The sequence below is a fragment of the Pseudomonas sp. B21-028 genome (assembly GCF_024749045.1).
Lineage (GTDB): Bacteria > Pseudomonadota > Gammaproteobacteria > Pseudomonadales > Pseudomonadaceae > Aquipseudomonas.
In genome coordinates this window covers 3,207,670-3,232,067 of sequence record NZ_CP087184.1, presented here as the reverse complement: position 1 = coordinate 3,232,067, position 24,398 = coordinate 3,207,670, and the positions used below count along the sequence as shown (strand labels likewise).

At 61.8% G+C, this 24,398-nt stretch carries 20 protein-coding genes; 7 read left to right on the top strand and 13 right to left on the bottom strand.

Annotation, left to right across the window (positions count from 1 at the left end):
• Positions 1 to 4 precede the first annotated feature (4 nt).
• The gene (locus LOY35_RS14005) at positions 5 to 2,239 is read left to right on the top strand and encodes a xanthine dehydrogenase family protein molybdopterin-binding subunit (RefSeq protein WP_258633405.1); all 2,235 of its coding nucleotides are present in this window, start codon (positions 5 to 7) and stop codon (positions 2,237 to 2,239) included.
• A 92-nt stretch (positions 2,240 to 2,331) separates the two neighbouring features.
• Here LOY35_RS14005 and LOY35_RS14000 read toward each other — a convergent pair whose 3' ends face one another.
• Positions 2,332 to 2,940 (bottom strand): hypothetical protein, encoded by a 609-nt coding sequence (locus LOY35_RS14000; RefSeq protein ID WP_258633402.1) that lies wholly within the window; start codon positions 2,938 to 2,940, stop codon positions 2,332 to 2,334.
• A gap of 497 nt (positions 2,941 to 3,437) precedes the next feature.
• Here LOY35_RS14000 and LOY35_RS13995 point away from each other — a divergent pair, with 497 nt between their 5' ends.
• Complete coding sequence (locus LOY35_RS13995) at positions 3,438 to 4,586, top strand: MalY/PatB family protein (RefSeq protein WP_258633400.1); 1,149 nt, start codon at positions 3,438 to 3,440, stop codon at positions 4,584 to 4,586.
• A gap of 197 nt (positions 4,587 to 4,783) precedes the next feature.
• Here the strand turns inward: LOY35_RS13995 and LOY35_RS13990 are convergent, their stop codons facing one another.
• Entirely contained in the window at positions 4,784 to 5,188 is a 405-nt protein-coding gene (locus LOY35_RS13990; RefSeq protein ID WP_258633398.1) for a VOC family protein, read from the bottom strand.
• 190 nt (positions 5,189 to 5,378) lie between these two features.
• Between LOY35_RS13990 and LOY35_RS13985 the strand changes: the two genes are divergently transcribed.
• Entirely contained in the window at positions 5,379 to 6,236 is an 858-nt protein-coding gene (locus LOY35_RS13985; protein WP_258633397.1) for an SDR family oxidoreductase, read from the top strand.
• Positions 6,237 to 6,374: 138 nt separating this feature from the next.
• Here LOY35_RS13985 and LOY35_RS13980 read toward each other — a convergent pair whose 3' ends face one another.
• The 3 genes from LOY35_RS13980 to LOY35_RS13970 are packed head-to-tail and all read right to left on the bottom strand — an operon-like array spanning position 6,375 to position 7,857.
• Positions 6,375 to 6,824, bottom strand: a complete 450-nt coding sequence (locus LOY35_RS13980; protein WP_258633394.1) for a DUF421 domain-containing protein — start codon at positions 6,822 to 6,824, stop codon at positions 6,375 to 6,377.
• A 7-nt stretch (positions 6,825 to 6,831) separates the two neighbouring features.
• Positions 6,832 to 7,347 carry a hypothetical protein gene (locus LOY35_RS13975; protein WP_258633393.1) on the bottom strand — a complete coding sequence of 172 codons (516 nt, stop codon included), beginning with the start codon at positions 7,345 to 7,347 and terminating at the stop codon, positions 6,832 to 6,834.
• A gap of 9 nt (positions 7,348 to 7,356) precedes the next feature.
• Entirely contained in the window at positions 7,357 to 7,857 is a 501-nt protein-coding gene (locus LOY35_RS13970; protein WP_258633391.1) for a CinA family protein, read from the bottom strand.
• Positions 7,858 to 8,024: 167 nt separating this feature from the next.
• On the opposite strand from LOY35_RS13970, the gene LOY35_RS13965 reads away from it, so the two are divergent.
• Positions 8,025 to 8,636 (top strand): Yip1 family protein, encoded by a 612-nt coding sequence (locus tag LOY35_RS13965; protein ID WP_258633389.1) that lies wholly within the window; start codon positions 8,025 to 8,027, stop codon positions 8,634 to 8,636.
• A gap of 149 nt (positions 8,637 to 8,785) precedes the next feature.
• Here the strand turns inward: LOY35_RS13965 and ligD are convergent, their stop codons facing one another.
• From ligD to LOY35_RS13945, 4 genes are read right to left on the bottom strand one after another with little or no spacing between them, the layout of a single operon-like run.
• Positions 8,786 to 11,386, bottom strand: coding sequence for a DNA ligase D (gene ligD, locus LOY35_RS13960; RefSeq protein ID WP_258633387.1), 2,601 nt, complete (start codon positions 11,384 to 11,386; stop codon positions 8,786 to 8,788).
• A complete protein-coding gene (locus LOY35_RS13955) occupies positions 11,383 to 12,546 on the bottom strand; it encodes a carboxylate-amine ligase (RefSeq protein WP_258633384.1) in 1,164 nt (387 codons plus the stop codon). The genes ligD and LOY35_RS13955 overlap by 4 nt, the downstream gene beginning before the upstream one ends.
• Positions 12,518 to 13,519: a class I SAM-dependent methyltransferase gene (locus tag LOY35_RS13950; protein ID WP_258633381.1), complete on the bottom strand. Its 1,002-nt coding sequence runs from the start codon at positions 13,517 to 13,519 to the stop codon at positions 12,518 to 12,520. Before LOY35_RS13950 ends, LOY35_RS13955 begins: the two co-directional genes overlap by 29 nt.
• A gap of 9 nt (positions 13,520 to 13,528) precedes the next feature.
• Positions 13,529 to 14,923 carry an iron-containing redox enzyme family protein gene (locus tag LOY35_RS13945; RefSeq protein ID WP_258633379.1) on the bottom strand — a complete coding sequence of 465 codons (1,395 nt, stop codon included), beginning with the start codon at positions 14,921 to 14,923 and terminating at the stop codon, positions 13,529 to 13,531.
• Positions 14,924 to 15,301: 378 nt separating this feature from the next.
• On the opposite strand from LOY35_RS13945, the gene LOY35_RS13940 reads away from it, so the two are divergent.
• Positions 15,302 to 16,639, top strand: coding sequence for a sodium:proton antiporter (locus tag LOY35_RS13940; protein WP_258633376.1), 1,338 nt, complete (start codon positions 15,302 to 15,304; stop codon positions 16,637 to 16,639).
• Between the two features lie 11 nt (positions 16,640 to 16,650).
• Here the strand turns inward: LOY35_RS13940 and LOY35_RS13935 are convergent, their stop codons facing one another.
• Complete coding sequence (locus LOY35_RS13935) at positions 16,651 to 17,187, bottom strand: hypothetical protein (protein ID WP_258633375.1); 537 nt, start codon at positions 17,185 to 17,187, stop codon at positions 16,651 to 16,653.
• A gap of 144 nt (positions 17,188 to 17,331) precedes the next feature.
• Between LOY35_RS13935 and LOY35_RS13930 the strand changes: the two genes are divergently transcribed.
• On the top strand, positions 17,332 to 17,565 hold the full coding sequence (locus tag LOY35_RS13930) for a hypothetical protein (RefSeq protein WP_258633373.1): 234 nt from the start codon (positions 17,332 to 17,334) through the stop codon (positions 17,563 to 17,565).
• Between the two features lie 147 nt (positions 17,566 to 17,712).
• Here LOY35_RS13930 and LOY35_RS13925 read toward each other — a convergent pair whose 3' ends face one another.
• The 3 genes from LOY35_RS13925 to LOY35_RS13915 form a co-directional block, all read right to left on the bottom strand.
• Positions 17,713 to 19,641, bottom strand: a complete 1,929-nt coding sequence (locus LOY35_RS13925; protein WP_258633371.1) for a PAS domain-containing sensor histidine kinase — start codon at positions 19,639 to 19,641, stop codon at positions 17,713 to 17,715.
• 150 nt (positions 19,642 to 19,791) lie between these two features.
• The gene (locus LOY35_RS13920; protein ID WP_258633370.1) at positions 19,792 to 22,122 is read right to left on the bottom strand and encodes an ATP-dependent DNA helicase; all 2,331 of its coding nucleotides are present in this window, start codon (positions 22,120 to 22,122) and stop codon (positions 19,792 to 19,794) included.
• On the bottom strand, positions 22,119 to 23,771 hold the full coding sequence (locus LOY35_RS13915; protein WP_258633368.1) for a VRR-NUC domain-containing protein: 1,653 nt from the start codon (positions 23,769 to 23,771) through the stop codon (positions 22,119 to 22,121). Before LOY35_RS13915 ends, LOY35_RS13920 begins: the two co-directional genes overlap by 4 nt.
• Positions 23,772 to 23,987: 216 nt before the next feature.
• Between LOY35_RS13915 and LOY35_RS13910 the strand changes: the two genes are divergently transcribed.
• On the top strand, positions 23,988 to 24,212 hold the full coding sequence (locus LOY35_RS13910; RefSeq protein ID WP_139645640.1) for a YgdI/YgdR family lipoprotein: 225 nt from the start codon (positions 23,988 to 23,990) through the stop codon (positions 24,210 to 24,212).
• Positions 24,213 to 24,398 lie beyond the last annotated feature (186 nt).

Here is a 24,398-nt window from a genome sequence, read left to right as displayed (position 1 = left end):
CGCCATGCTGAACGACATTTTCCCTGACGAACTCACCCGCACCCTGCAATCGATCTTCACCGACGACCTGGGCAGCCTCACCACGCTCCCCCGGCGCAATTTTCTCAAGATCGTCGGCATCGGTGGGCTGGCCTTGGGTGCCTTTCCGCACATGGCCCTGGCACAACAAACCAGCGACAACGCGCAAGCGCTCAAGCCGACCCAGCAGCCGTCAGCATTCGTGCAGATCGCACCCAACGGTGAGGTAACGGTCACCATCAACCGCCTGGAGTTCGGCCAGGGGGTGCAGACCGGGCTGCCCATGATTCTGGCCGAAGAGCTCGATGCCGACTGGAACCTGGTGCGTACCCGCAATGGCAGCAACGACGCGGCTTATCAGGATCCGAGTTTCGGCATGCACATCACCGGCGGCTCCAACTCGATCAAGAACAGCTACACCCAGTACCGCGAACTGGGCGCCCGCGCTCGCGCCATGTTGCTCGCGGCGGCAGCTGTGCGCTGGAACGTGGAGGTGGCGAGCCTGAGCACCCAGGCGGGCATGGTGCTCGGTCCGCAGGGCCGTAAGGCGAGCTACGGGGAACTCGCCGAAGCGGCGATGGCAATGCCCCTGCCCGAAACGATCACCCTCAAGGATCCCAAGGATTTCCGCATCATCGGCCAGGCCACGACCCGCATCGATGCCAAGGCCAAGAGCAGCGGCCGGCAGGATTTCGGCATCGACATGCACCTGCCCGGACAGCTCACCGCCGTGGTGGCCCGCCCGCCCGTGTTCGGCGCCCGCATCGCCTCGCTGGATGACAGCGCAGCCCGTGCCACCCAAGGCGTCAAGGTTGTCCTGCGGGTACCACTGGACGGTGGCGCCGAAGGCGTGGCGGTGATCGCAGACGGCTATTGGCAGGCGAAAACAGGCCGTGATGCGCTCAAGCTGCAATGGGATACCTCTACGGTTGAAAAGGTGGACAGCGAAAAGCAACTGGCCCAGTACCGGGATCTGGCCCAACAGCCCGGGCCCCTTCATTTCGATGCCGACATGACGCCGCTTGCCACGGCCCCGCATCAACTGGAAGCCGAGTTCCTGTTCCCCTACCTCGCCCACGCACCCATGGAGCCGCTGAATTGCACCGTCCAGGTCTCCGGGGACCGCGCCCAGCTGTGGGTCGGGACGCAGTTCCCCGGTGGCGACGGTGTCGCGGCGGCGCGGGTGTTGAATCTCAAGCCTGAGCAAGTCCAGGTCAATGTGCAGACGGCAGGCGGTGGCTTTGGTCGGCGTGGCGTACCCTCCGGGGACTTCGTCGTGCTCGCCTGCGAAGTCGCCAAGGCCGCACGCACCGCCGGGCTCGATGCGCCCATTCGCACCCTGTGGAGCCGTGAAGACGACATCAAGGGCGGCTACTACCGGCCCATGCACCTGCACCGCGCGCGGATCGGCTTCGATGACAACGGCAACGTACTGGCCTGGGATCACGTCCTGGTCGGGCAATCGATCCTCGCCGACACGATGTTCAGCGCCCGGCTGAAGAACGGCATCGACCCCACGGCCACGGAAGGTTTGCGCAACCCTTATCCGCTGCCGATGCGCCTGACGGTGCATCATCCCAAGCTCAACGTACCCGTGTTGTGGTGGCGCAGCGTGGGCTCCACGCATACGGCCTTTGTGATGGAAACCTTGATCGATGAGATTGCCCGGACAACCCGGCAGGACCCGGTGGCCTACCGGATGAAGCTGTTTGCCGATCAAAGCCCCCGCCATCGCGCCGCGTTGCAACTGGCGGTGGACAAGAGTGGCTACGGCAAGGCTCAACTGCCCGAAGGCCGGGCCTGGGGCGTGGCGGTGCACGAGTCGTTCAGTTCAGTGGTGGCCTATGTGGTCCAGGCCTCGGTACAGAACGGCCGTCCGGTGCTGCATCAGGTGACCGCGGGCGTCCACTGCAACCTGGCCGTCAACCCGCGCAGCGTCGAAGCGCAAGTACAGGGCGCGGCCCTGATGGGCTTGTCCATGTGCCTGCCGGGCGGCGCCGTCACGTTGAAAGACGGCGTCGTGCAGCAAAGCAACTTCGCCGACTTCAGCGTACCGCGCATCACCGATACGCCGGAGTTCTCCATTCACATCGTGCCCAGCGCCGATCCACCCACCGGCATGGGTGAACCCGGCCTGCCGGCATTGGCCCCGGCCTTTGCGAATGCGGTGGCAAGCCTGACGGGTAAGCCGCTGCGTCAGTTGCCGTTCACACTGGTGTGACTCGAATGAAAGCTGTGCTCCAGCCTCTCGACCGAAGCTAATTGGTCGAGAGGTTCATCAAACCTCACCTTAAGTATGCGATCGAGATTGCGTCAATTATCGGCGTTAAACCATAGGTATTTGTCGAATACTCGTTCCTGGAACCAAAGCGAAGCAGCAATTGACTCGATTTCCTTAGCATCGCTATCAAACGCCATCGAGAAGTCTTTTACGCTCACCAGCGCCGTACACGCCTCCTCTATCTCCACGCGATAGTCAGCAAATGCAACGAGCCATTGTTTTCGATATCCCTCGTAATCATTAGCAGGTACTTTGTACCCATTACTGTTCAGCCACTTTCTCGCTCGGGAGTCAAAAATTACGACCGGACTCTTATGGCGCAGCCAAAGAAATTTCGAAGCGGCCGATACAGCGTTTCGCCCATATCGCTTTTCAAATTCAAGTGCGAGTTGATTGACGCTTTCGCAAACATTTTTTTCGGTCAGTTTCCCAGAAACTGACTTAACCAAGTCCAGCGCCCCTTGCAAGCGGCTTTCAGACTCATCAATCGGGAAATTTCGAGTGACCTTATAATATTTGGCTGCACGGACGAATGCTTCAAGGCTTTCGTTCTTTCGAGAAAATATGAGCTCCGAAAATGGCTTATCCCAGTAGCACCAATCATTAAGGTACATCAGAGCGAAATATTTGAAATTGTCCACTATGCCCTCTTATTTCAAGAATAAATTTTCAGCCCGCGAGCTGATTCAGGTTTCCGTGAAACGCCTTATTCCACCGATGCGACAGGTATCGGCTAGACCTGAAGTTCAGGACAAAGCGCAAGGCCGTTTCACGGCGATGGGTCTCGACATAATCACAAGCAGCAGCTCTGCCGGTCTTCACTATCAGTCGACTGTACTCGCGGACCTCTTTGAGCTGTTGGCGATATTTTTTTTCAGCATTGGCGATGCAATGAGTAGCTATCCATGTCTGTCGTAAACAGTGGATTTTACAGGCCGTAATGGCTACGCGCCATCACTGCACGCGCTAGGCGCCAGTCATTACAGCACCCAGTGCCACTTTCGAGGATGCGGCAGCGCTGCTGTTCAAGGCATCACTGCACACTACTTGCACTGGGACACAGTGTGGAGCCGATGCTCCCGCAGAATCTTTGCTCTATCATGCTCACCATCTCACTTCCCTGACTGATGGAACGATCATGACTTTCGATTTCGACCCAGTGTTCGAGCGCCACGGTACCGGCAGCACTAAATGGAGTCGCTATCCGGCCGATGTGTTGCCGATGTGGGTAGCCGATATGGACTTCGCTGCCCCACCCGTGGTCATCGATGCGCTGCGCAAGCGTCTTGAGCATCCGATGCTTGGCTACAGCGTGGCCCAGGACAGCCTCCGGGCGGCCATCGTGGCTGATCTCTGGAACAAGTACACCTGGCGCGTCGAGCCCCAGCAGATCGTGTTTCTGCCGGGGGTGGAGCCGGGTTTCAACATGGCCCTGCATGGGCTGGTGGAACCGCAGCAGAATGTCGTGGTGCAGGTGCCCAACTACCCGCCGCTGCGCAATGCGCCGGACAACTGGCAGTTGAACAAGGTGGAGTTGCCCTTTAACCCGCTCAACGGCGAATTCCATACACCCCTGGCAGCGTTGCGCGAAGCCCTGCATGGCGGTGGCGCGCTGTTGCTGAGCAATCCGCACAACCCACTGGGCAAGGTGTTCGGCCGGGAAGAGCTCAAGGCCGTGGCGGACATCTGCCTGGAACAGGATGCCTGGATCATCTCCGACGAGATCCATGCCGAGCTGTGTTTCGACGGCCGGGTGCACATCCCCACCGCCACCCTGAGCCCGGAAATCGCTGAGCGCACCATCACCCTGATGTCCGCCAGCAAGGCCTACAACATCGCCGGGCTTAAAACTTCGTTCGCTATCATCCAGAACCCCAAGGTGCGCGAACGGGTCAACAACGCCCGTGCCGGTATGGTCGACAGCGTCAATGCCCTGGGCCTAGAGGCGACCCGGGCGGCCTACAGCGAGGCCGGTCCGTGGCTCGAAGCGTTGAAGGTGTATCTGCAAGCCAATCGCGATTATCTGGTCAACGCGGTGCAGACCCGCCTGCCCGGCATCAGCATGACCGTGCCCCAGGGCACCTACCTGGCGTGGCTGGATTGCTCGGGGTTGGGCCTGGACGACCCGCAGGCTTTCTTCCTCCATGAAGCCAAGGTCGGGCTCAGCGCCGGGCTGGACTTTGGCGACGATGCCCAACAGTTCGTACGCCTGAACTTTGGCTGCCCGCGGGCATTGCTGGAGGAAGGGATTGCGCGGATGGAGAGAAGCCTGAAGGGGCGGCGCTGATTGTTGGAATAAGGTGACATGAGATTTATCTGTGGCAGAAGGATGTACCTGTGGCGAGGGGATTTATCCCCGCTGGGCTGCGCAGCAGCCCTAAAATCTTAGGGCCGCTTCGCGCCCCAGCGGGGATAAATCCCCTCGCCACAAATAAATCCCCTTGCCACAGATGAGTCCACCTTCACAGATCCCCTTGCGACAGGTTACTCATGCAAATCCGGCGTATACACAAAACACAGCTTGTTCCCTTCCGGGTCCCGGCAATAGGCTCCGAAGTAGCCTTCCGAGTACTGCGGCCTCGGGCCCGGCGGGCCTTCGTCGAAGCCCCCCATGGCAATGGCCAGGTCCCAGGCGGCGCGCACGGTCTGCGGTGAATCGGCGGCGAAGCTCACCTGCATGCCGTTGCCCCACGTGGCGGGCAAGCCGTTGAAGGGTTGTTGCACGAATACCTGGGGCCAGCGCTTGCCAGGTTGATGCCAGCCTTCCCCGGGCGGTCCGGAATCGTTTTCGCTGTCCATGCGCACCAGCCCCAGGCAGCTCAGGACTGCGTCATAGAAGGCGATCATCTTCGGCAAGTCTCGTGCGCCGATCTGTATATGACTGAACAATCCCCACCTCCTTATCGAATGACGTATGGCCATTGGAGAATTCCTGTTCTCCGACGTTCGTCGCGGGTTACTAATGGTCGACGAAACGACCTGTGCGACGCTCATCGACTGGCTGAATGATCCAACCGAACTCTGCCGAAAAAGCCGGGGTCCACCCTCCATCGCATCCACACCTTGCCTGGAGAACGACATGATCGACTACCCTACCCCGCCTTTCCCGAAACAAAGCCAAGCGGTGCCCGGCACCCAACGGAAAATGGAGCCGTATCCCGATTGCGGCGAACAGAGTTACACCGGTTCCGGGCGTCTGGCGAACAAAATCGCCTTGATCACCGGTGCCGACAGTGGCATTGGTCGCGCCGTGGCGATCGCGTTTGCCCGTGAAGGCGCAGACGTGGCCATCTCTTATCTGGACGAACACGAAGACGCCCGGGAAACCGCGCGCTGGGTCGAACAGGCCGGGCGCCAGTGCCTGTTGTTGCCGGGCGACCTGGCGGACAAGGCCCAGTGCCGCAAGATCGTCGACGAGACCGTCGCCCGCTTCGGACGCATCGATGTACTGGTCAACAATGCCGCGTTCCAGATGACCCACGAACATCTGGAGGACATTCCCGACGAAGAATGGCTGCTCACGTTCGATATCAACATCACGGCGATGTTCAGGATCTGCCAGGCCGCCGTGCCGCACATGAAGGCCGGCGGCTCGATCATCAACACCAGTTCGGTCAACTCCGACATGCCCAAGCCGACCCTGCTGGCTTATGCCACCACCAAGGGTGCCATCGCCAACTTCACCGGCGGCCTGGCGCAGATGCTCGGGCCCAAGGGTATCCGGGTGAACAGCGTGGCGCCGGGGCCGATCTGGACACCGCTGATTGTCGCGACCATGCCTGAGGAAGAGGTGCAGAACTTCGGTTCCCAGACGCCCTTGGGCCGCCCGGGCCAACCGGTGGAAGTGGCGCCAATCTATGTGCTGCTGGCGTCGGATGAGTCGAGCTATATCTCCGGGTCACGGTATGGGATCACGGGGGGCAAGCCGATCCTCTGAATCCTGGTGAATTCTTTTGTGGCGAGGGGATTTATCCCCGCTGGGCTGCGCAGCAGCCCCAAGATCTTAGGGCCGCTTCGCGCCCCAGCGGGGATAAATCCCCTCGCCACAAAAAGCTCCGCGCATTATGGTTGCTGCTCAGGACGACTCCTTGGCAATCACCGAAATCTTCCCATTGCGCTCGATAATCGCAAACTTGATCTGCTCCAGGGTTTCGATGCCCTGGCTCGAGCGCGCCGCTTCCATGATGTCGGCTTCCACCAGTCGGGCATGGCGCATGCGGCCCTTGAGGATCCGGCCGTCCTCGACAATGACGGTCGGACCGCCGTCGACCAATCGCGACACCCATTGGGAGCGTTGTTTGAGCAGCGACAAACCCACATCGATGGCAATCAGCGTGACGATCACCATCAGCGCGTTGGTCAGCGAAAAATCATCCCCCAGCAGCGCCTGCTGGGTCGCCTCGCCAATGATCATCAACAGCACGAAGTCGAACGTGGTGAGGTCCGCCAGGGAGCGGCGGCCGGCGATCTTGAACAGCACCATCAAGGCCAGGTACATCGCGGCGGCGCGTAGTACGGAGTCCATAGGTCACCTAAGGAAATATGAATTGATCGAAACTGACCGCGCTGCCGGGCATGGCGACACGGCTGTGATAAGTCCCCAGCCCGGTGCTGACCAGTGAGAGATACAGGCTCGCCGTACCCTCGGCATCCGCCTGGACCCACATCTTCATCCCCTGCCCCACGCTCGCCGAACGCACGGGCTGGGGCTGCAGCGCCTGCACGTCGAAGCCCTCCAGCCAGTCGCCGCCCAACTCCACCTCCAGCACCGCATCGGGCGGCCCCTTGAGATGAAGGATCATGGCGTTGGTGGAACCATTGCGATGAAACAACTCGTACTTGATCCCCAGCCGACCATCGGGGCTCTGCACCTCACGGGAGCTCAACGGACCACGGGAAAACAGACCCAGCAAAGTCAGGATCACCAACAGCACCAGCCCATACCAGCCGACCCGCTCGAACCGCCAGACCTTGAGCTGATACGCCATGTCTTCACGGACTGGAAACTCGCGGCTGCGGAAGTCTTCCGGCTCGGTGTGGTTGCTCATGAGGCCGTCCTATCGGTACTCACCCGCCAGGGCTCGCTGATGAAAGTGCCGCAGTTGCAGGAGCGCATGCTCGGCGGCCCACAACTGCACCTGCCCGCGCGCCCCGAAAAAGCGCTCCTGGCGACTGAACAGCGCCCGCTTGCCATTGAGCTGGAAGGCCCAGGCAAAGCACACGGTGCCGGCGGGAATGCCGTCCATGTCGTCCGGCCCGAGGATCCCTGTGGTCGCCACTGCCACGTTGGCATTGGCATCGTGCAAGGCGCCGAGGGCCATCTCCTCCGCCACTTCGCGGCTGGTGAGGTTGAAGGTGTCAATGGTTCGCGGGTTCACGCCCAGCAACCGTTGTTTCGCCTCGGGGGAATACACTACGTAACCGCTTTCGATCAGTGAACCGCTGCCCGGCACTTCGGCCAGCAGCGTAACGATCTGGCCAGCGGTACAGGATTCAGCCGTGGTCAGGCGCAAGTCATGGTCTCGCAGGTAATCAACCAGGGTACGGGCGACAGTCATGGTGCGAAGTCCTTCCGGGATGCTGATGGGTTGACCCCTGCCGCTTGGATTCATTCCCTCCAATCGCTTCCCGGCGCGCCGCGACAAATAAATGAAACCGTCCTCCAATCCTGCGCCTCAAACCCATAAGGGCCTCACGCTGAGGCTGACTTGATCAGGAGGTCGTCATGTCCGCACCTTTCGTCAAACTGTTCACACATCCCGAATTCGCCTGGCAGGACATCCGCGAAGAAGAACAGGCCCACCCGCGCCATTACCTCGGCCACTTGCTGTTGCTGGCCCTGATTCCGGCGGTGTGCCTGTTCATCGGCACCACCTGGACCGGTTGGAGCCTGGCCGAGAACGAAACGGTACGGCTCACTGCCGCCAGCGCACTGCAACTGTGCGTCCTGCTGTACCTGACCATCGTCGCCGGCGTGGCGCTCATGGGTTTATTCATTCGCTGGATGTCCCGCACCTTCGAGGCACGCCCGACCGTCAACCAGTGCATCGGCTTTGCCGCCTATACCGCCACACCGTACTTCCTGGCCGGGCTTTCCGGGCTTTACCCCAGCCGCTGGCTGGCGGTGGCCGTATTGCTCGTCGCTTCGGCTTATTCGACCTACCTGCTGTTTATCGGCCTGCCCAAGTTCATGAGCGTCAAGAAAGAACAGGGGCTGTTGTATTCGGCGAGTGTCTGGGGGGTTGGGTTGCTGGTATTGGTGACCATGCTGGTGGAGATGATTCTGCTGTGGTTCAACGTGTTGCAGCCGGAATACCTGCGGTTTCCGGTGGGTTGATCAGCCGATGGGATCCTGCGCCGGACGCTTCTGTGGCGAGGGGATTTATCCCCGCTGGGGCGCGAAGCGGCCCTAAGATTCTAGGGCCGCTGCGCAGCCCAGCGGGGATAAATCCCCTCGCCACAGAAGCCCGATCCCCTATCCCCAGTTCATTTATCGGTTTTCTTCATCCCGATCCGCCGACGCATGTCGGCCGTGATGCTCTGGCGGGTTTTCTTCAGGTCGGCCCAGGGTTCGTGACCCACCTCCGCCAGGCGCTCGTGGACGTTGTGCACATTCCACAGATTTGCCCCTTTGAGCTCCGCCACCTCCTCCCGAAAGATCGGCACCGACACCGGCAACCCTTCCCGGGTGCGGACGGCGTAGGCGCAGATAGTGGTGGCGCCGAGGCCGTTGCGCAGGTAGTCGATGAAGATCCGTCCGACGCGGTTCTTCGGCCCGGACACCGCGGAGAAGCGATCCGGCAGCAGCTTCGCCATGTGGCTGACAATGGCATGGCTGAATCCCTTGACCTCGTCCCAGCCGAGTTTGCGCGTCAGCGGCACCACCACATGGATGCCCTTGCCGCCGCTGGTCTTGAGAAATGCCTTGAGGCCCAGTTCATCGAGCACCGATAACGTCAGCTGGGTCGCCTCCACCATGCTTTTCCACGGCAACGCCGGGTCCGGATCAAGGTCGAGGACGAAACGATCCGGCTTGTCCAGGTCGACGGCGGTGGCGTTCCAGGTGTGCAACTCCACCGTGCTCATCTGCACCGCGCCGATCAGCGCCTCGGCGTTATTGATGATCATCACCGGCTGCCCGGTCAGGGCCTTGTCCAGGCTGGTAATCCCGGGAATCGCCAGGCGCTCGGAATTCTTCTGGAAGAACAGCTCGCCGGCGATCCCGTCCGGCGCCCGCACCAGCGCCACCGGACGCTCGGCCAGCTCCGGCAGAATGAACTCGGCGACGCTGGCGTAATACTCGGCCAGTTGCAGTTTGGTGGTGCCGCTGGTGGCGTCGATGACCCGCTCGGGGTGAGTGATCCGCACCTTGCCGTCCATCGCCGGGGCCTGTGTTGCTTTGCCCTTGGCTTTCGTCGTGGACTTGGCCGTTTTTTTTGCGACTTCTGCTGGCTTGTCCACGGCTTTCGGGCGCTCCTGGGTAATTTCCTTGGCCGGTTTATCGCTGCGCAAACCATGGAACACCGCATGGCGCACCGAACCTTCCTTGGTCATCTCGGCATACGCCACTTCGGCCAGTAGCGTCGGTTTGAGCCAGTGCACGCCCTTGGCTTCGTAGCCGGTGGGTGGATTGACCACGGCCGCTTTTTTCGTCTCCAGGGGCAGCAGCTGCTGGTGGATGCTCTTGAGGGTGGTTTCGTTGAACCCGGTGCCGACCTTGCCGGCATAGCGCAGTTCGCCGCTGTCGGCGTCATGCAGCCCCAGCAGCAACGCGCCGAAAGCACTGCGGGCACCCTTGGGCTCGCTGAAACCGACCACCACGAATTCCTGGCGGTTCTTGCATTTGAGCTTGATCCAGTCGCTGCTGCGCCGGGACACATAGGCACTGCCTGCGCGCTTGCCGATCAGCCCTTCCATCTTCATCTGGCAGGCGCTGTTGAGCAACGCCTCAGGGGTCTCCGCGAAGGCATCGGAGAAACGCAACAACGGATCCTCGTTGCCCTCCAGCACCGCCGCCAGCGCAGCCCGGCGCTGCTCCACCGGCACTTTGCGCAGGTCCATGCCATTGAGATACGGCAGGTCGAACAGGTAATAGGCGATCTTGCCGCTGCTGCCGGCGTCGAAGGCGTTTTGCAGGGCCTGGAAATCCGGCACGCCCTGTTCGTTGGCCACCACCATTTCCCCGTCCAGCCAGGCCGACTCAAGTCCGAGCCCGGCGAGGGCCTCGGCCTGGCTGGGCAACTTGTGGGTCCAGTCGTGGCCGTTGCGGGTGATCAGGCGTACATCACCGTTTTCGATGCGGGCCATGACCCGATAGCCATCGAATTTGATTTCGTAAAGCCATTCGCCGTCGGGGGCGCTTTCCACCAGGGTCGCCAGCTCCGGCTTGAGCGTCTCGGGAATCGGCCCGGCCACCGCGCCGCTGAGGGTGTTTTTTGAAGGTTTTTTCGATGACCTGGGTTTGGCGGTTTTATCCGGCTGTTTCACCGCTTTGGCGGCGGCTTTGCCACGGCGCTTGGGGACAATGGTGCGGTCGCTGAGCACGCTGTCCGGCTCTGCCTGAACCACGTCGTACTCACTTTCGGGCCGGGCGGCGTCGTCCTGGTGCTTGATCAGAAACCATTGTTCCTGCTTGCCCGGCATGTGGGTACGGACCAGATTCCACAAGCCGGCCAGCTTCTCGCCTTGCAGCTCGAACTTGAGCCGGCCCTTTTCGTAGGACTCATGGGGATCGTCCTGGGGAATCCACACGCCTCGATCCCAGACGATGACATCGCCGGCGCCGTAATGACCTTCGGGAATGCTGCCCTCGAACGTCGCGTAATCCAACGGATGGTCTTCGACATGCACCGCAAGGCGCTTGGATTTGGGGTCCAGGCTCGGTCCCTTGGGCACCGCCCAGCTCTTCAGGGCGCCGTCCAGTTCCAGGCGAAAGTCATAATGCAGCCGCGAGGCATCGTGTTTCTGAATGCAGAACTGCAAGGCGTGGGCGGTTTTCTTCGATGTGCGCGAGCGCTTCGCCGCCGGCTCCGGGGTGGCGGCGAAATCACGCATGCGGTTGTAGTCATCGAGGTTCTTGCTGGTCATCGGCCACCTGCCGCTTGCTGTAGCGTCGGACCGGCCACGGGCAGCCCGGCCGTTTCCGATACCAGTTGATCGACGACCCGGCCCAGGGCCTGGACAGGCGTATCCCCCAGCAGCAACCCTTGCTCGTAGAGGACCACTTGCCGGTCGGCACTGGTGCCTTCCTGCACGATCCGCCGCGCCTGCTTGAACACGTCGCTGACCCCGAGGGCCGCGGCCGTTTCACCAAAGGTCTGTTCGGCCAGGGTCAGCCATTCACCGATGAGCATCGGCTGCTCCTGCCCCTCGATAATGAATTCCGCCAGGATCCCGTGGCGCTTGGCCCGCCAGCGGTTTTCCTTGAGGATCCACTGGGACGTCTGGCTGTAGCGCGCCCCGGGCTTGGGTTGGGCAATGGCGTGGGCCACCATCAGGCGAAACAGCGAGACCAGGCAAAGGACATCATCGATCCGTGGACAGGCATCGCAGATGCGCATTTCCAGGGTGGGGAAATGCGAGGAAGGTCGAATGACCCACCAGCAATCGCTGGCCTGGCGAATCGAGCCGGTGCGCATGAGTAAGTAGACGTATTCGGCAAACGCCGTTTCGTCTTCGAAAAACTCCGGGACGCCCATGCGCGGCCACTCATCGCAGGCGACCTGGCGATAGCTGCTGAAGCCGCTATACGCGCCGTTCCAGAACGGTGAGGAAGCACTCAGCGCGAGAAACATCGGCAGCCAGGGCAAGACCTCGTTCATCACCCGTATCCGATCCCGGTCGGCCGGGACCTCAACGTGCACATGCAGACCCGACAGCACACTGCGCCGGGCCACCCGCTGGTAGTCGTCGAACAGTTGCTGGAAATGCAACTCATCGGTGGGCTGCAAACTCTGGGTCGCCATGGGGTGAGAGCCGGCGCTGAGCAGCCCCAGGCCATGAGGCGCCAAACGTCGGGTCAGCCCGGCGCGCACCTCGGTCAGGTAGTCGGCGGCTTCGGGCAGGCTGCGAAAGATGGGCGACGCCACCTCGACCTGGCTCTGGAACATTTCATGGGCGAAATGCTTGCCCAGCTCGATCCGGCATTCGGCCACCGCGGCCTCGGACGGTTGACCGGGCATACAGCGGGTTTGCAAGTCGGTGATGAAATATTCTTCTTCAATGCCGAACTTCAGACGCCTGTTCATCGACAATCCCTCCGATTCCCGCGCCGATGCGGGTTACCACCAACGCCACCACGGCGATCCTTTCCACGTCCCGATAACCCGGCGTCAGCAGTTCTTCACCAAAGACGTCCGGGTCGAGTTCCTTGTAGGTCCAGCCAAAATCCGGCGAATCGCGCCACGTTCCCAACGCCTCCAGGAACGGATCGCGACCATCGACCATCGCCACACCGGTGTAGAGCACCAGCGAGCCGCCCGGCGTAAGACGGGGCAACGCCTGCTCGACAATCCGCAACGACAGCCCGGCGCCGAGGGCGCCACCACCGTCACGATAGGCACGCTCCGCCGGATCGGCCATGTACGGCGGGTTGGCGACGATCAGGTCGAATTGGCCGTCCACGTTCTGCAGCAGGTCGCTGTGGGCGATCTCGAGATTGCCCACCTCGGCCAACGCGGCGTTGACCGCGCTCAGGCGCAGGGCCAGCGGGTTGATGTCCAGAGCCAGCACCTGGGCCTCGCGACGGGCCCGGGCAATCACGATCGCCCCGACACCGGCGCCGCAGCCAATGTCCACGGCCCGATGCACCGCCGTGAAGTTTTGTTGCAGATGGGTATGGATCAGTTGCGCGAAGCGGTAGCTGTCCGGCCCGAAAAATACCGCATCACTGGACTGGGTAGGGAATGCCGAATGGGCAAACAGCAAGCCGTCCAGGCTCGACCAGCGCACCCGGCTGTGAAGCAGACCCTGGCGCTCTTCCAGCACCTCGGCTTCTTGCAGTTGACGCTGCTCGTCGGCGGAAATCAGCCCCGGCGCAAATGGCCGCGACCAACCGAACACGTCGCGCAATGTCCTGGAACGCTCGTTTCCGGGCCGCTGGTTGACCCGTTCATGGGTCAGCGGCGTTGGCGTGATGAAGCGATAACCGTCGGCTTGTAACCGACGGCCCAGCTGCAACAGCGCCAGGTCGGGTTCGGACAGGCGTTCTTCCTGATTCATGCAGGGCTCCTAGCGAAGTACGGATTTGAGTTCGATGAACCGACGGGTCGCCAGCAACCCGGCCGGATGGCTGTGGCAGCGAGCCGAGAGCCAGGGCATCAAGGTCTGCATCTGCTCATCGGGCGTCTGGCCACGCAGCGCCTGCTGCAGGCTTTGCACGTCGGGATCTTCCGCCGGCGCGGGTAACTCGCCGGCGGCGCCATGGTTGCGCCGGGGCGTCGAACGAGTGCTCTTTTCCAGCCAGTCACCGGCGATCCAATCGTGCAATAGCTGCTTTTCGTAGGGGCTGAACACCCCGAACATCGCCGCGCCGGCCCCTTCGATCAGGGTCCAGAACCGACTGTTTTGCGGGTCCTCATGACGCCGGATCCAGCCTTTGCCTTGCAGCGCGTCGAGGAAGCCTTCCAGTTGACCCGGCGCCGCCAGCCACTGGTTGACAGTCTTGCCCTCGAACTTGCAGTAGTCGGAGTGCATGTGCTGGCCGAACGGGCGTTTGCGTTCGAGCATGTCCAATACTTCGCGATACAGGTCGAACGACTCGATGATCGCCCGGCTGCCCTGGCCCAGGTCATTGAGGCGATAACCCAGGGTCACCCGACGCCAGAAGGCTTCGCGGTCGGCTTCCATCGGCATCAGTTGCAACAGCGATTGCACGGCTTTGTGGGCGTGGCCGGTACTGGCGTTGTCGATGGTCACGTGGAGGGTGAAGTAATACGGATCGATGTCCAGTTCGCTCAGCTCATAGGCACTGATCAGCAGATGCAGGGGCAGTTGCTCGTAGCCCAGGTTGTAGCCGATGACTTCCGGCAGGTATTCATCGCCGGCGTACCCCAGGGCAAGTTGCACCGCGCCTTGCAGGTAACGCTCGTCGTCGATGTCCGGGGTATCCGCCAAGCTGTGTTCGGCAAGCAGCTTGCGGTAGATCACCACATGGTTCAGCGCCGGGACGCCGTCGCCCAACTCCTCCAGGTAGGTAGACAGCAATCCTTCGAAGCGGTGATCGTGCCAGTGCTTGAGCACGCCATACAGCCAGGCACCGTCCACCAGCTTGGTCGGTGCGACGGCCTGGAGGAAGTACAAGGCGTGGGCCTTGCTGGTGAAAAACTCCCGTGCGCCTCCGTGCTTGCGTCGTTCCAGGTAATCACCGTATTGCCGGGCCACGCCGGCACTGTGTTGCTCGACCCAGGCTTGCAAGGCCATGGGGTCGTCGGGCATTTCCTGGGGCAGCGCCTCGGTCTTCTCCAGGCATGACTGGAGATAGGCCTGGGCCACGGCTTGCCGGTCGGCATCGTCCGGGCCCTGGAGCAGCCGCTCGTAGCATTGGCGAACGTTCCCGGCGGCGGTGAACGGATCTGTAAACGGCCGCCCGGTGGCGGGCCGGTGAAGGGAAGTCAGCGCAGTCATAAGGGCCTCATGGGTGCTTGGCAGGACGCTGAATCAGCACGTCTCTTCCAGAGCAGAGCCCTGGACGCGGCGAAAAATTCCCTCGAATTGAAATGCAGCCGGATAAACGGGGCGATGCGGTTGTGATGGGAACCCTCGCTTCGTTCGAGCTCTCGAATGGAAGAACCGGGGGTAAGTGCCAACCCTTGTGGCGAGGGAATTTAGCGAAACGTCGCACCGCCCCGCTGGGCTGCGAAGCAGTCCTAAAACCTGCCACTGCGGTGTACCAGCAGATTGAGTTGACTGGTTTAGGGTCGCTTCGCGCCCCAGCGGGGATAAATCCCCTCGCCACAAGGGCGAGGCCAACAGTTGAGCGTTGCGGTTATCCAAGGAGCACCAATGATTTTCACAGCGTGGGTTGCGGTGCTCGGTGCCGTATTGCTGACTCTGGCCCTGACCTCTTCCTACCTGCGCTGGATGCCGGTGACCACTTCGGCGATGTGCCTGGCACTGGGCGTCGCCATTGGTCCGGTCGGGCTGGGGTTGTTGAAGCTGGACGTCAGCGACTCCACGACCTGGATGGAACACCTCACTGAAATCGCCGTGGTGTTTTCACTGTTCGTCAGCGGCCTCAAATTGCGCCTGCCCTTCAAGGACCGCACCTGGCGCGTGGCCTACGGGTTGGCCGGGCCGGTAATGATCCTGAGCATCGCCGGCCTGTGCCTGGCGCTGCATTATCTGTTCGGTCTCGGTTGGGGTGTGTCGTTGCTGATCGGCGCGATGTTGGCCCCGACCGACCCGGTGCTGGCGGCGCTGGTGCAGGTCAACGATGCCCGGGATGACGATCGGGTGCGTTTCGGGCTGTCCGGCGAGGCCGGGTTGAACGACGGCACGGCGTTTCCGTTCGTGATCCTTGGCCTGCTGATGCTGCGTGACGGCGATGGCGGTTTCCTCACCGAGTGGGCCTTGCGCAATGTGCTGTGGGCTGTACCGGCAGGCTTGCTGATCGGCTACACAATGGGCCGCGGCATTGGTCGCCTGACCTTGTCGATGCGCATCCGGAATGCCGACAGCACCCTGTCGCCCAACGATTACCTGGCCCTGGCGTTGATCGCGCTGGCCTATGTCGCCGCCGAATCGGTCCAGGGCTATGGTTTTCTCTCGGTGTTCGCCGCCGGATTGGGGTTGCGCCAGGCCGAGGTGGCCTCTACCGACCAGGACTCGCCGCCGGCTGAACACCTGGTGCAACCGGTGGTGGGGCACGAAACTGTTGCCCCTCGGCAAGCGGTGCTGGGGGACACCGAGGCGCTGGAAGACGGCCAGGTGGCCGCCGGGGTGATGATGGGCGACATGCTCGCGTTCGGCAGCCTGGTGGAGCGCGCCATGGAAGTGTTTCTGGTGACCCTGCTCGGGGTAGTGCTGGCCAATCACTGGGACTGGCGGGCCCTGACCATCGGCGCCCTGCTGTTCGCCGTCATTCGCCCCTTGTGTGTGCTGGCGATGCCCTGGGGGCGCTTGCTGGACCGCTCGCAACGATTGCTGATCGGCTGGTTCGGCATACGCGGTATCGGCAGTCTGTTCTACCTGTTCTTTGCCTTGAACCATCACCTGCCACCCGAGGTGGCGAACCTGTGTATCAACCTCACCCTCTCGGTGGTGGCCCTGAGCATCCTGGTCCACGGCTTGAGCACCCAGCCGACCCTGGCGTGGTATGAGCGCCATAAGCGATCAGGCTAGATCGGTGGGCCTCAGGCCCCGGGGTCGGTCACCTGGATATAAACCGAATACACCCCCAGCAACACCCAGAACGCAGCAAAAATCCACGGCGTACGCACCGAAAACAGCAGCGACTTGCGGTAGCCCTTGTGGGTCGATTCCCGCTCACTGAACAGCGGCGACTCGTCATAGACCAGGCCCATCATCGGTTCGGAGCGCAGCAACTCACTCTGTTTGAAATGCCAGTGATCGATGATCTCGTAGGCGGCACGAATGCCCGGCCAGGCGTTGAGGGAGCTCAGGAAACCCAGCAAGGCCAGGAACGGCGGCACGATCAAAGTGAACAACTTGCCCCACTCCGGGTTCAGGTTGGCCATGCAGGAGGCGAAAGCGATCACCAGGAACGACTGGGCGGCCAGGTACGCATCGGTACGATTGGCCAGAATACTGGTTTCGTACTGGATCTCCCGACGATAGAAATCCAGTCGCTCCTTGGGGGAGCCGAACAACTTGGCCTGGTGTTCCGTCAGTTCTTCTTCCGGGTTCTGGCTGGTCAGGATTCGGGGCATTGCGCGGGTTTTCCCTCGGTGATGATTCGAATCTGTTGGATGATCGCGCCGCCAGGCAAGTTCAAGCCAATGGACCGCAGGTTCAACGAAACGTCGTCCCGCTACGAGGGTCTTTAGATCATCGACGGCTTCGAGGAAAGTTGTGTGGATTATCTTGGATGGGTGCAGTGGCCGGCGATGGTGGTGACAGTGCTCGCCGCCTGGCTGATCGGATCACGTCAGCCGCGACGACGGGTGATGGGCTTCAGTTGCTTCATGGCAAGCAACGTTCTGTGGGTCATCTGGGGGCTGCATTCGGATGCGTATGCGTTGATTGTGTTGCAGTTCTGCTTGTGTGCGATGAATCTGCGGGGGTTCAGGAAGAACACCACTGGATAGTCAGAGAACGTAGGCTTTTGTGACAAGGGTATCTGTGGGAGCAAGGCTTGCCCGCGATGAAGCTGATGCGGTCTTCTCAGAAACCGCAGTGTCTGTATCGCGGGCAAGCCTTGCTCCCACAGGTTCTTCTACCACAGGGGATCACCATCACTTCATCGTCTGCCCAATGGCCTGCACCAGGTCAATCTGCTTGAACGGCTTGGTCAGCCGTGGCAGTTGCGTGGCGAAGCCTTCCAGCCGCTCGGCGTAGCCGGTGGCAAGAATGACCGGCAAAGTGGGTTGCAGGTCTCGCAGCAACTTCGCCAGTTGCGCCCCGTCCATCTGCGGCATGGCCATGTCGGTGATCACCAGGTCGATGTCCGGATTGCGTTCGTACAATTCCAGCGCCTGTGCCCCCGACGGGGCGCAGAGCACCCGGTGCCCCAGGTCTTCGATCAACAGGCGGGTGCTGGTCAGCACCAGACTGTCATCATCGACCACCAATACCAACAATTGCTGAGTCGACAACGGCGCAGACGCCTGGACCGGTACCGTCTCCGGCGCCGAGTGATCAGCCACCGGCAACCACAACTCGGCGGTGGTGCCGACGCCCTTCTGGCTCTTGAGGATCAACCGGCCGCCCAATTGTTCGGCCAGGCCATGCACCATGGACAAGCCCAGGCCAGTGCCCTTGCCGACACCCTTGGTGGTGAAGAACGGGTCCACGGCCGAGGCCAGCGTCGCTTCATCCATGCCCTCGCCTTCATCGGTGATCGACAGGCAGACGTACCGCCCGGGCTTCACCGGCCTGTCCGGCGCCCCGGTCGCCTGTCGTTCATCGGCCGCAATCAGGATGCGCCCACCGTGGGGCATCGCGTCCCGGGCGTTGGTCGCCAGGTTGAGGATGGCCAACTCCAGCTGGTTGACGTCCGCCAGGACCGGCGACAACGCATCGGCGAAACCGGTCTGGATGTGGATCGAGGGGCCCATGGAGCTTTGCAACAGGCCGCTGATACCCTGCACCAATGCCGCCAGTTCGACCGATTCGGACGTCAGCTTCTGGCGGCGGGCAAAGGCCAGCATCCGTTGGGTCAGCGACACACCGCGCAGCGCGCCCTGGGTTGCGTTGTCCAGCAATTGGGCAATTTTCGGGTCGACAGGCATGCGCTTGCGGACGATCTCCAGGTTGCCGAGGATCACCGTGAGCAGGTTGTTGAAATCATGGGCGATGCCGCCAGTGAGCTGACCGATGGCCTGCAGCTTCTGGGACTGGAACAACGCCTCACGGGCCTGCTCAAGGGCCAACTGCGCCTGGGTGGCGTCGGTGATGTCGCGGGTAATCTTGGCAAATCCCAGCAACGTGCCGGTGTCGCTGCGGATCGCATCGATGACCACGTGGGCCATGAACCGTGTGCCGTCCTTGCGCACCCGCCAGCCTTTCTTCTCGAAGCGCCCGGCGCTTGCCGCGACGCTTAGCGCGCGCTGTGGCTCGCCATTTTCACGGTCTTCTGGGGTGTAGAACATCGAAAAATGTCGGCCGATGGCCTCCGCCGGCAGATACCCCTTGATCCGCTGCGCGCCCTGGTTCCAGTTGGTCACCTGCCCATCAGGATCGAGCATGTAGATGGCGTAGTCGGTGACGCTCTGTACCAGCAGGCGGAACTGCTGCTCGCTTTGCTTGAGGGTTTCCTCGGCCATCTTGCGATCGGTCAGGTCGCGGGTGATCTTGGCAAAACCAAGCAAGGCGCCGCTCTGGCTGTCGATGATCGGGTCGATGACCACGTGGGACCAGAACAGTGTACCGTCCTTGCGCACCCGCCAGCCCTCGCCTTCGAAACGGCCCTCGCGCAGGGCGGTGTCCAGTGCCCGTTGCGGCAGGCCGGCGGCGCGGTCCTGGTCGGTGTAGAAACGGGAAAAATGCTGGCCGAGGATCTCCGACTCTTCATAGCCCTTGAAGCGCCGGGCACCGGAGTTCCAACTGGTGATGATGCCCGTAGGGTCGGTCATGTAGATGGCATAGTCGACCACGGCGTCGATCAGCAGCCGAAAACGCTGTTCCTCGTTGATGCGGGCAGTCTTCTGATTATTCTCAAGCATTTTTGGCCGGGGCATCCGTGTAGATTCTTTGTGAAGTATGGAGCAGGTCCTGCCTCGGGAAATTATCAACCGGCGGGAGCAAAAATGGAAATCGACGCAAATCCCCTTGTGGGAGCGAGCCTGCTCGCGATTGCGGTCGTTCAGTCAGCCCTAAGTGACTGAAACGCCGCAATCGCGAGCAGGCTCGCTCCCACAAGGTTCAGCAGGGTGTTCTTGACTGACAGACCACCAACCCGGCAATAAGTGCTGCACCCGGGCCTCGCCGAACCGGTCGTCGATCAACATCACCACCCCCCGGTCCTGTTGGGTGCGGATGACGCGACCGGCGGCCTGGACGACTTTCTGCAAGCCGGGATACAGGTAGGTGTAGTCGTAGCCGTCGCCAAAGATCGCGGCCATGCGCTGCTTGATCTGTTCGTTGACCGGATTGAACTGCGCCAGCCCCAGGGTGGCGATGAACGCGCCGATCAGCCGCGAGCCCGGCAAGTCGATGCCCTCGCCGAACGCACCGCCCAATACCGCGAAGCCGATGCCCTGGCTGTGTTCCATGAACCGCTCGAGAAAGGCCTGCCGGGACGCCTCGCCCATGCCCCGGGATTGACTCCAGATGGCGATGTCCGGATGCCGTTCGGCAAACAGCCCGGCCACCTGTTGCAAGTAATCGAAACTGCTGAAAAAGGCCAGGTAGTTGCCGGGACGCTCGCCGAACTGGCGTGCCATCAACCCGACGATCGGCTCCAGCGACGCCTGGCGGTGGGCAAAACGGGTGGAAATCCGACTGACGACCTGAACGTCCAGTTGCCCGGCATGGAACGGTGATTCCACATCGATCCACACCGTGTCCGCCGGCGTGCCCAATAGGTCGGTGTAGTAATGCCGCGGGCTTAGGGTGGCGGAGAACAGCACGCTGCTGCGGGCCGCCGTGAGCCTTGGCCGCAAGAAACCGGCCGGTACCACGTTGCGCAGGCACAAGGTGGACAGGCTGCGCTGGCGACCGAGTTCACGCTTATGGATGTCGAACAGGAAATGCTCGTTGAACGATTCCGCCACCCGACCGAACTGCAAGGCCTCGAAGTAGAACGCCTGCAGGTCGCCGTCGAGGCCCTGGGGATGGTCGTTGAGGTAGTCACCGATGGCGGTAGTGCACAGGGACAGCGCCTGGAGCAGTTTCTCCGGGGGCTTTTCATAGGCCTGGTAAGTCGCCACCTGTGGCGCGTGCAAGGCGTTCCACTGGCGACTGACCCGTTGCAAGGACTTCTTCAGGGGCTCGGGAGCGGTTTTGCGCACCGCGGCCAGCGTGGACTGGTCGAGGGTCGCGCTGTACATCTGTCGCCCTCGTTCCACCAGGTTATGGGCCTCGTCCACCAGGGTCGCGACCGTCAAGCCATCGGCCTGGGCCAGGGCGAACAGCAAGGCGCTGAAGTCGAAATAATAGTTGTAGTCGGCGACGACCACATCGGCCCAGCGGGCCATTTCCTGGCTGAGGTAGTACGGGCACACCTCATGGGCCAGCGCAATCTCGCGCAACGCGGCCTGATCGAGCAAGGGGACCTTGCTGGCGGCCTCGCGGGCGCCGGGCAGGCGATCATAGAAACCACGGGCCAGCGGACAGGATTCGCCGTGGCAGGCCTTGTCCGGATGCTCACAGGCTTTGTCCCTGGCGACCATTTCCAGAACCCGCAACGGCATCGACGGCGCGCTCTGGGCGATCACTCGCGCCGCATCCAGCGCCAGCTTGCGCCCCGGCGTCTTGGCCGTGAGAAAGAACACCTTGTCCAGTTGCTGCGGCGCCAGTGCCTTGAGCATCGGGAACAGCGTAGCAACGGTCTTGCCGATGCCGGTGGGCGCTTGGGCCATCAGGCAGCGCCCGGTACTGACAGCCTTGAACACCGACTCGGCCAGATGCCGCTGTCCCGGCCTGAAGCCGGCGTGGGGAAAGGCCAGCGCTTGTGCGCCGGCATTGCGCGCCTGCCGATGGGCCATTTCCTGTTCGGCCCAGGCCAGGAACGACGCACACTGCTGTTCGAAGAAGGCTTCGAGCTGCGTCGCCTCGAAGCCTTGCGTCAGGCAGGTTTCCTTCTCACTGACGATGTCGAAATACACCAGCGCCACGTCGATGCGCGGCAGGCGCAGCTTCTGGCACATCAGCCAGCCGTAGATCTTCGCCTGGGCCCAGTGCAACTGGCGATGATTGGCCGGCTGCCTGGACAGATCGCCGCGATAGGTCTTCACCTCCTCGACACAGTTGCGGTCCGGGTCGTAGCCGTCGGCCCGTCCCTTGACCCGCATGCTCCGGTAGCGGCCTTCGAGGCTGATCTCGGCCTGATACGTCTCGTTGCGCCGGGATGCCACGGTGCGGTGGCCAACGATGCCTTCCAGTGCCGTGGGCGATGGGGTGAAGCGCAGGTCCAGGTCACCGGTCTTGGCGGTGAACTCGCATAACGCCCGCACGGCGATGCTGTAGGCCGGTTCCGGGGTCATGCGCCCTGCTCCATCCATTGCACATGGCAGACCGCAACAGGCATCCGGTGCTCGTGACAGAACGCCAGCCAGCGCAATTGATTGTCCTGCAGGCGATCGCCGGGGCCTTTGACCTCGATCATGCGATAAGCCTTGTGCTGCGGCCAGAACTGGATCAGGTCCGGCATGCCGGCACGGTTGGCCTTGATGTCCAGCAGCAGCCGATTGAACCAGTGCTTGAGGTGTTCGGCCGGCAGGCAATCGAGTGCCTGATGCAGCAGTTCTTCGGACACTGCGCCCCAGAACACGAAAGGCGACTGGATGCCCCATTTCTCCGCATAGCGCCGGACAATGGTGTCCCGATAGCGCCCGTCGTCAAGTTCCGCGAAGCAGGCCGCGAACAGCTCGGCGCGGCGGACAGGGAAATCCTCGTTGAGCAGGTCCACCGGACCGCGCTGGAACGGATGGAAAAACGCCCCCGGCAACGGTGCGAAAATAGCCGGCCAGCACAACAGGCCGAACAGTGAATTGATCAGGCTGTTCTCGACGTAATGCACCGGGGCGGTCTCATCGTGCAAATGGGCCTGGACGTGATACTCCACCGACAGGGCCGGATCGACACGAGGCAGGTACAGGTCCAGCCGCTCCACCTCGCGGGCCACGGCACGGGGCACCGGCGGCCCGCCCAGTTTGCGCTGCAAACGTGGCAGAACCCTGAGCAATGCCTGGGTTTCAGCGGCGTTTTCCGGCGCACGGGCAGCCATTTCCCCCAGTTCCAGGGCCAAGGCGTACTCGCCGATGCGCTCCAGCACGCGAATCATCCGCAACCGTGCGCCGGGGTAGGTGCACTCGCGATAGATGCACAGGGCCTGGGCAAAATCGCCGATGCGTTCGGCGTGCTGGCCGATCTGGAACAACAACTTGCCCCGGCGCCGCTCCAGCCATGGGTTGTCCAGGGCCAGTGCATTGACTTGGGCGACGATGTCCTCCAGCGGCTCGCCGGCTTCGAAACGCTGCTGGCAATCGTGCAGGGACAGACAGGCATCGACATCCTGACGGCTGCGCAAGCCTCGGGATTCGGCGCTGAACGCCACGGCTTCATAGGTGAAGATACCCAGGTCCGCCAGCACGAACTCCGACCAGTCCTGATAGAGGTTGCCAAAGAACATCAGCCGCAGCCGGTCGCAGGTTTCCATGATCGTCAGGCTGTACAACCGGTCTTCCAGTTGTGGACACCATTGATTGAATGACTGTGCTTCGTCCAGGCGATCACCCAAGGCCTGGAGCCACTCGGTCTTTTTTGCCTTGGGGCGTTCGATCAGGTGGCCGAGACACAGGATGATTTCCGGCTTGAGCAGCACCTCGAACAGTTCGACAAGGTTCAAGGGCTGCTGGTCCTGGACCCAGCCCAGGACCAGCAGCGGCTCGACCGCCGCGCCAATTTCGCCGATTTCCAGGTAATTCAATTTGCTGTGGCGAAAACGCAAGCCCTTGCGCATCACCATGCGCACCAGCAACCCCTGGGACGAGCGAGGCAAGGAGGTGAAGTCGTCGATGAACCGCTGCTCCTCGAGGCTGAGCACGTCGGCATAGCGTTGCGTCAGCCAGGCAAGCACCTGCTGGAAATTGTTCAGGTAGTAAAAGGGATCGTCGAGAACGTTGGCTGTCACGGGAAGAAGCGCCACGGATGCTGGAGTACTGGTTATGCGTACAGATACCAGCTACGGACGGCTCGGGCAACTGCAAAGGATGAGTGGTTCGTTCAATTAAAAGGCGAAATCCCGTGGTAGACGATGAACTTTCCTACAGTAAGCGGGACCAATGGCGGTTGATTACAGTGATGGCGCGGCCGGATGAGCCGCGTCCTTTGATCGAGAGGTATGGATATGAACATCAGATTTCTGGGCCTGCCTTTGGCTGCCGCAGCGCTCCTGGCGCTGGCCGGTTGCTCGACGCCGACCGTCGTGACCTTGCAGAACGGAACCCAGTATTTGACCAAGGACACCCCCAATACCCGCACGTCCGACGGGTTCTACGAGTTCGAAGACATCGCCGGCAAGAAGGTCCGGGTGCGCGCCGACGACGTGGCGACGATTCGCAAGGAAGACTGATTATCTTTTGGGCTTGCCGGGGATGACGATGGCATAGCTGACATCATTTGCGACTGCACTACCGCCATCGCGAGCAGGCTCGCTCCCACAGGGGATTTGCGGTAATCACGAAATCACAGTCACCGCCGGATAATGTGGGAGCGAGTTTGCTCGCGAACGCGGTGAACCAGTCACTTAAAGATTGAC

Excerpts from the sequence above, each read along its gene's own strand:
- LOY35_RS13985 (WP_258633397.1), top strand. The coding sequence starts at position 5,379 with ATGATCGACTACCCTACCCCGCCTTTCCCGAAACAAAGCCAAGCGGTG.
- LOY35_RS14005 (WP_258633405.1), top strand. The coding sequence starts at position 5 with ATGCTGAACGACATTTTCCCTGACGAACTCACCCGCACCCTGCAATCG.
- LOY35_RS13970 (WP_258633391.1), bottom strand. The coding sequence starts at position 7,857 with ATGACTGTCGCCCGTACCCTGGTTGATTACCTGCGAGACCATGACTTG.
- LOY35_RS13940 (WP_258633376.1), top strand. The coding sequence starts at position 15,302 with ATGATTTTCACAGCGTGGGTTGCGGTGCTCGGTGCCGTATTGCTGACT.
- LOY35_RS13980 (WP_258633394.1), bottom strand. The coding sequence starts at position 6,824 with ATGGACTCCGTACTACGCGCCGCCGCGATGTACCTGGCCTTGATGGTG.
- LOY35_RS13975 (WP_258633393.1), bottom strand. The coding sequence starts at position 7,347 with ATGAGCAACCACACCGAGCCGGAAGACTTCCGCAGCCGCGAGTTTCCA.
- ligD (WP_258633387.1), bottom strand. The coding sequence starts at position 11,386 with ATGACCAGCAAGAACCTCGATGACTACAACCGCATGCGTGATTTCGCC.
- LOY35_RS13910 (WP_139645640.1), top strand. The coding sequence starts at position 23,988 with ATGAACATCAGATTTCTGGGCCTGCCTTTGGCTGCCGCAGCGCTCCTG.
- LOY35_RS13945 (WP_258633379.1), bottom strand. The coding sequence starts at position 14,923 with ATGACTGCGCTGACTTCCCTTCACCGGCCCGCCACCGGGCGGCCGTTT.
- LOY35_RS13920 (WP_258633370.1), bottom strand. The coding sequence starts at position 22,122 with ATGACCCCGGAACCGGCCTACAGCATCGCCGTGCGGGCGTTATGCGAG.
- LOY35_RS13965 (WP_258633389.1), top strand. The coding sequence starts at position 8,025 with ATGTCCGCACCTTTCGTCAAACTGTTCACACATCCCGAATTCGCCTGG.
- LOY35_RS13955 (WP_258633384.1), bottom strand. The coding sequence starts at position 12,546 with ATGAACAGGCGTCTGAAGTTCGGCATTGAAGAAGAATATTTCATCACC.
- LOY35_RS13995 (WP_258633400.1), top strand. The coding sequence starts at position 3,438 with ATGACTTTCGATTTCGACCCAGTGTTCGAGCGCCACGGTACCGGCAGC.
- LOY35_RS13925 (WP_258633371.1), bottom strand. The coding sequence starts at position 19,641 with ATGCTTGAGAATAATCAGAAGACTGCCCGCATCAACGAGGAACAGCGT.
- LOY35_RS13950 (WP_258633381.1), bottom strand. The coding sequence starts at position 13,519 with ATGAATCAGGAAGAACGCCTGTCCGAACCCGACCTGGCGCTGTTGCAG.
- LOY35_RS13935 (WP_258633375.1), bottom strand. The coding sequence starts at position 17,187 with ATGCCCCGAATCCTGACCAGCCAGAACCCGGAAGAAGAACTGACGGAA.